At 54.6% G+C, this 6,413-nt stretch carries 7 protein-coding genes; 6 read left to right on the top strand and 1 reads right to left on the bottom strand.

Going from position 1 to position 6,413, the window contains the following annotated elements:
• The first annotated feature begins 7 nt into the window (after window positions 1-7).
• Genes ACT3XD_RS11110 through ACT3XD_RS11135 form a run of 6 tightly spaced genes read left to right on the top strand, consistent with a single transcriptional unit; the run spans window position 8 to window position 4,824 of the window.
• Window positions 8-703 (top strand): PspA/IM30 family protein, encoded by a 696-nt coding sequence (locus tag ACT3XD_RS11110; protein WP_192538124.1) that lies wholly within the window; start codon window positions 8-10, stop codon window positions 701-703.
• 49 nt (window positions 704-752) lie between these two features.
• Window positions 753-1,832, top strand: coding sequence for an ion channel (locus ACT3XD_RS11115; RefSeq protein ID WP_192538123.1), 1,080 nt, complete (start codon window positions 753-755; stop codon window positions 1,830-1,832).
• Entirely contained in the window at window positions 1,832-2,551 is a 720-nt protein-coding gene (locus ACT3XD_RS11120; RefSeq protein ID WP_192538122.1) for a DUF2491 family protein, read from the top strand. Before ACT3XD_RS11115 ends, ACT3XD_RS11120 begins: the two co-directional genes overlap by 1 nt.
• Window positions 2,552-2,602: 51 nt before the next feature.
• Entirely contained in the window at window positions 2,603-3,013 is a 411-nt protein-coding gene (locus ACT3XD_RS11125; RefSeq protein ID WP_018917098.1) for a DUF350 domain-containing protein, read from the top strand.
• A gap of 11 nt (window positions 3,014-3,024) precedes the next feature.
• The gene (locus ACT3XD_RS11130; protein WP_192538121.1) at window positions 3,025-3,639 is read left to right on the top strand and encodes a DUF1190 domain-containing protein; all 615 of its coding nucleotides are present in this window, start codon (window positions 3,025-3,027) and stop codon (window positions 3,637-3,639) included.
• Window positions 3,640-3,657: 18 nt separating this feature from the next.
• Complete coding sequence (locus tag ACT3XD_RS11135; RefSeq protein WP_192538120.1) at window positions 3,658-4,824, top strand: glutathionylspermidine synthase family protein; 1,167 nt, start codon at window positions 3,658-3,660, stop codon at window positions 4,822-4,824.
• A gap of 27 nt (window positions 4,825-4,851) precedes the next feature.
• On the opposite strand, the gene ACT3XD_RS11140 is transcribed toward ACT3XD_RS11135, so the two are convergent.
• Window positions 4,852-5,784, bottom strand: a complete 933-nt coding sequence (locus ACT3XD_RS11140) for a hypothetical protein (RefSeq protein ID WP_192538119.1) — start codon at window positions 5,782-5,784, stop codon at window positions 4,852-4,854.
• Window positions 5,785-6,413 lie beyond the last annotated feature (629 nt).

The following is a 6,413-nucleotide window of genomic DNA, read 5'->3' on the forward strand; positions in this document are numbered from 1 at the left end:
AACTCTTATGTTAAGTAAAATCATGACGGCCTTACGCGGTAAAGCCAATGAAACCGGTCAGGCGGTCGTTGATTCTCAGGCCCTGCGTATTCTGGATCAGGAAATTCGTGATTCCGAACATCATCTCAAGCAGTCCAAGACCGAACTGGCACGCCTGATGGGCCAGCGTCAGCTGAACAGCAATAAAGCCGACACGCTGGAAGGCAAGATTAGCGAGCTTGAGCAGAGCGCTGAGGCCGCACTGGACAAAGGCGAAGAAGCACTCGCAGTGGAAGTCGCCGAGCGCATGGTGGCCATGCAGGAAGAACTCGACGCCGAGCGTAATATCGTCAGCGAGTACGATGCCAGCATCGAGAACCTGCGCGGTGCCATTCGTAACACCGAAAACCAGCTGCGCCAGCTCAAACAGCAGGTAAGCGTGGTGAAGGCGACTGAATCTGCACAGAAGGCTCAGTCTGCCGTGGCGGCGCGCCACTCGGGCCAGAACAGCGCCATGGGCAGTGCCATGGAGTCCCTCGAGCGTATTCGTGAACGCCAGCAGCTTAACTCCGCCCAGATGCAGGCCGCCGACCAGATGGCCGCTGAGGAGAGTGGTTCATCGCTCGACGCACGTTTGAAGGCCGCCGGTATTGGCGCAAGCGACCGCAAGGCCGAAGACGTGCTGGCCCGCCTGAAAGCCAAAAAGAATACGCCACAAGCGTAACTAAAATAGCGCCCGCCCAAGCGGCGGGCCTGTTCTCAAGGAGCGAGCAGTGCCTATTTTTGTACGTCTTCTAAAGGCGCTTCAAGCATCCACCATCAGCGTCAGTTGGACCTTTCTGTTTTTGATGGTTATCGGGCATTCGGCGCTTTCCTGGGCTGCCATGGCCGTTGCCGATGAAGTAGTGGCAAGCTCCTTTCGGCTGTGGATGTACTTTTATGTCACCACCACGACTACCGTGGGCTATGGTGATTTCAGCCCTCAAACACCAATTGGCCAGTGGGCAGCCACACTGTGGGTAATTCCCGGCGGCATCATCTTGTTTGCTGCGTTTATCGGCAAGGCAACGGCCAACATTAGCTCAACCTGGAGAACGCTGGTGCAGGGTAATGCGAACTATGACGGCCTTACCGGCCATACGCTCGTGATCGGTTGGCACGGTGAGCCAACAGCCAATATCATTCGTATCCTTCAGGCGGATCCTAACCTGCCGGACGATATCGTGCTGTGCGTGGCCGCCGATATCGATAACCCGCTGCCCGGCAGTATCAAGTTCGTCAAGGGCGAAAGCTTCTCCGACGCCGAACTGCTTAATCGGGCAGGTATCAAGGGCGCCAGCCGCATCATTATCTACGACAAGGTCGATGAGCGCGTGGCAACTATCGCGCTTTCGGTGTACGACCAGAAATCGCCGGGTTGCCATATGGTAGCGCACTGCGACAACCCTTCGACTGCCAGCATGTTGCGCCGCACGCTACCGGGTATCGAGTGTACCCAAGGGCTCTCTATCGAAATGCTGGTGCGCTCGGCAACTGACGCGGGGATCAGCCGGGTGGTCAATGAGCTGCTGGCCATCGGCCAGGGAGCTACTCAGTTTCAGGCCTGTTTACCCACCACCCTGCCCAGCGAGCAGAGCGTGCGTTACGGCGATTTGATGGCAAAGGCGAAAGCGGACAACAACGTGACGCTGCTAGGCGTCTGGCGCCCGGCAAGCGATGAACGCCAACTATTGAATCCGCCTGCCGACTTCGCGGTGACGGCAGGTGATACCCTCTACTATATGGGCGATCAACGCCTGAGCGAAGATGATCTTGTCGCTCTGTTTCAGTCTGCTCTGGGGAGAGTTACCTGATGTTCAAAACCTTGAAAAGCCTGTTTGGCGCCTCTGATGATACCGCTCAAGCCGAGAGTAAAGCGACCTTCAATGCGGGCCTGCCGCTGGGCATGACGTCTGAAGATTTCGAAGGGCTACGCCTTGATGGCCGCGTCAAGATTGCACTTGCCGAGCTTAGCGCGTTTCCGGACACCCTGTTTGGCTGGTCCAGCGAGCCCTACCACCATGTGGCGGCCGTTGGCCATGTAGATCTGGGCCAGGGCGCTCACCTGGTGCGCTTTTATCTGGATAACGATACGTGGCTGCAGGCCAATGTCGAAAACCAGCAGGTGGTCGAGTACAAGCTATTTGATTTTTATCGCGTCACCCATCTTTCGGACGTCGAGTTTGATGCGCTGATCAACGCAGATGACAAGAAAGCGGGCGAACTTGGCGCGCAGTCCATCACCGTTGAAGCAACTGACACAAGCGGGCGTGAATGTCAGTATCAGCGTGTATGGGGCGATGAAGCGAGCCTATGGTCGCCGCCTGTGCTGCTTGAAGAGCAGGTAATGACCACGGAAAGCGTCATGACGCGTAGCGTTACCCATCATGCCATGCTTTACGAGCGCCAGATTGAAGGCTCTGAGCGCATGGAATACGTGCTGCTGAATGCTGAAAATGACGGCGAAGGCGGCTTCATGCTGGTGCAGAATCTGGGGGTTGATGTTACCTCCGTGGACATTGATGCTATTTAAACGGCGCCAGCCATCTACACTGTTTATTCTTAACCAAGGAAGATCCTACACATGCTGTATTTACAAGGCCTCCCCCACTTCTTGGGCTATCTGATTGGCGCGCTGGTGCTTCTCGTGGCGTTCATGTACTGCTATAGCCGGATTACGCCTCACCACGAATGGACACTGATTCGTGAAGGTAACGCCGCGGCCGCTACCGCTTATGCGGGCTCGATTCTAGGCTTCACCCTGCCGCTTTACAGCGCCATGGCGAACTCCGTTAGCTTCATCGATTTCATCCTGTGGGGCATCATCGCGTTCGGCGTTCAGTTAGCCACCTTCTTCGGGCTGAAAATGGTGCTGAAAAATCAGGGGGAAAGTCTTTCACTGCACATTACCGAAGGCCATATGGCATACGGCGTTCTGGTCGGCAGCGTATCGATTGCGGTAGGCCTGATCAACGCAGCCTCGATGACGTGGTAAGGAGTTTACAGATGGCAAATCACGATCAGACACCGCACCTTCCTCGTCGCAAACGCAGTGCCCGCCTGTCATTGGCGATGATGGGAGCTAGTGCCTTCGGTCTTACCGCCTGTGGCCAGCCGGAACAGACCACCGATGTCAGCTTCGATAGCCCACGCAGCTACCAGAGCGTGGATGAGTGCGTAGCCGCCGATGTGTATACCCAGAGCGCCTGCGAAGAAGCCTACGAAGCGTCGATCAAGGAAGTGCCACGCTTCAATACGCTTGAAGCCTGTGAAGCAGAGCATGGCGAAGGTGCTTGCGTCGCGCCCAGCGAAGAGCAGGCCCAGGCGGCGACCGGCAGCAGCGGCGGCAGCTGGTTTATGCCGGCGATGATGGGCTATATGGTCGGCAATATGATGTCGCGCTCAAGCAGTGGCGCCACCAGCCGTGGTGTCTATCAGGAGCCGGTGTATCGCAACCGCCAGAATCAGGGCAATTGGAATACCGCCAACAATCAGGCTAGCCAGCGTGTCAGTCAGCGCCAGCAGACCATGCGTACCTCTGCCATGCAGAACCGTCAGTCAGCCACACAGCGCAGCGGCTTCGGCTCACGTTCCTCTGCCCGCGGGGGTTGGGGTTCGTGACCCGCAGCGGATATTCACATGCTTAGAATCGACGTGGCAGAACGCCCCAACTGGAAAACCCTGGCTCATGAGCTGGGGTTTCATTTTCATACCATTGACGGCGAGCCTTATTGGAAGGAAAGCGCTTACTATCAGTTTACGCTTGAACAGGTAGAACGGGATATCGAAGCGCCTACCGAAGAGCTTCATGAAATGTGCATGGAGCTTGTGGACAGGGTTTGCCACTCCAACGCGCTGATGCAACGCCTGGCCCTGCCGGAGTTCATGTGGGATACCATCCATGACTCGTGGGTATCCGGTCAGCCGCACCTTTATGGACGGATGGATTTTGCCTATTCAGGCCAAGGCCACGCCAAGCTGCTCGAGCTCAACTACGATACGCCCACCTCGCTTTACGAAGCGGGGTTCTTTCAGTGGGTGTGGCTTGAGCAAGCGATTCAACAGGGCATCATCCCGCGCCGTGCGGATCAATATAACTCCATTCAGGAGCGATTGATCAATGCGATGGCGCATATTGGCGACCGCCTTGAAGACCGAACGCTTCACTTCTCATGCATCAAGGACAATATTGAGGAACGGGCAACCGTCCACTACCTGCAGGATGTCGCCGTACAGGCGGGCGTTACGGCGCCGTTTGTGTTCATGGAAGATATTGGTTACCAGAGCGGCAACGACTTTTTTGTCGATCTGGATAACCAGCCTATTCAGGCGCTGTTCAAGCTCTACCCCTGGGAGGAGCTTGCCGATGATGCCTTTGGCGAGAAAATACCGCAATTGGCAACCCACTGGTTCGAGCCACCGTGGAAAGCCATTCTCTCCAACAAAGGTATTCTGCCGCTGCTTTGGGAGCACTTTAAAGGCCATCCCAATCTTTTGCCCGCCTACTTTGAAGAGAAGAACGCCGCACCGCTGCCACCTGGCTGGGTGCGCAAGCCGTTCTTTTCGCGCGAAGGCAGCAATATTGAGCTGTTAACACCGGAGGGCCAGCGCGAAGCGGTAGACGGCCCGTATATTGACAGCCCCTGGATTCGTCAGGCCTACCACCCTATGCCACGCTTTGGTAATCATCACGCCTTAATCGGCAGTTGGGTGGTAGGTGACAGGGCCTGTGGTATCGGCGTGCGGGAAGACGTAGGGCGGATTACCAAGGATTCATCCTGCTTTGTGCCCCACGCCATCGTATGACGCGCTATTGATACCCTAAAGGAAAACCTACGCCGCGTCGGCGCCCTGGGGAGTAAATTGTCCAGGGCGTTCAAATAGCTGCCTAATAGGCGCTAGCCGCGCCGCGTCATGTTTATGCGCCATTGAAAAATGCCGTGCGCCCACCCAGCAAAGTGGTACCGAAAGCACTGTCTCTTTGGGCACGCCCTGCTGGGTTAATTGCAGCAGGACATCGTCACTTTCTGTGGGGTGCCAATGCGCCAAGAGTTCAAAAGGTGCGGCCTGAGAGATACGCATAGCCAGCATGCCTGTTTCAGGCTGACCGTAGAGCTCAACGATTTGTGCAACGCCTTGAGAAACCAGCGTCTGGTGCGTTTCCTTATCCAAGGGGGCGGTCGTTACGGCGGTAATGTTGGCGGGTAACGATGGCAGGCGCTGCGCCAGTTGACGCCAGCGGTCACTGCTCGTCACCACGATATCGCCCGCATTCAGGTCCCACAGCGCATCGGCATGATCAAATAGCGAGCGTGTTTTAAAACCGGCTTCCTGAGGTAAAAGTGCGCCCAGCATAAAGCCGAAAACGGTTTGCAGCGGCAGCCAGCTGACCAGCGTGCGGTTCGCGCGCGGCTCGGCATCCAATAATGCCTGGAGCGCTTTCACTTCCTGAGTCAGTGATTCCGCCTCATGAACATACTGGTGCTGTAACTTATGGCTAAAGGCGCCGCCTGCAACGGTATCAAATAAATTGAGGCGATTAATACATGCGGTTTCACTTAACGCATTGGCCCATTCCTCCAGGGTGATGGACGCATCGGTAAGTAGTTCACCATCGGATAAATCGAAAAAGTGCTGAACGGCATTAACCAGTCCGCTGCGCTCGGGCGTACCCGCTGAAGGCAACATATCCGTATGTGCCGGGCAGTGACGCGAGGCAATATCGCGCAGCACGCTAAATAATGTGCTAGAAGTGAGTGACAACATGCTGCTTCCTTAGCAAGAATTATCATTTCCATTGGCGCGCAGAATACGTTTTTGTACTATTTTTGTCAAAAAAACCAGCAATACACCTCAAGAAATCTAAAAAATATTTACAATTATTTTCAATAACTTAAGTTAATTCAGCTTTCCATTAATTAAGGCCACCTATACTTAATTAATATTAAGACATTACTTTTTTAAAAAAATTATGCAAAAGCTTGTATAAAAAATATAACCTCTCAGGTTAAAAAGCGTTAATACAAAAACTAGACAATATTCATAAAAATCGCTGAAATCATTACTACAATATCCCACCCTCTACCCCTTACACCGCTCATCCGCGGTACTATTAGGCCTACTTAGCCCTGACGGGCATCGGCCAACTGGGAGCAATTTTGATAATGACGGCGCGTTGGAAATCTTTGCCTCTGCGGCTAAGGCTTTTTATCTCTTTTGGGACAGTACTAGCGTTGGCAATGCTGGTTGCCCTTTACCTGCAGGCTCGCTCTTATGGTCAGGCGCGCCTTGATGCACTTATCAACGAAGAATTGCCGGCTCAGGCAGAAAGCCTTGCAGCCCACCTCAGCCTAAATTTAAGCCCTGCGCTGGCGCTTTCCGAGAATCTGGCCAAG

It is taken from the genome of Halomonas sp. AOP7-B1-5 (assembly GCF_052353045.1).
Taxonomy (GTDB): domain Bacteria; phylum Pseudomonadota; class Gammaproteobacteria; order Pseudomonadales; family Halomonadaceae; genus Vreelandella; species Vreelandella colorata.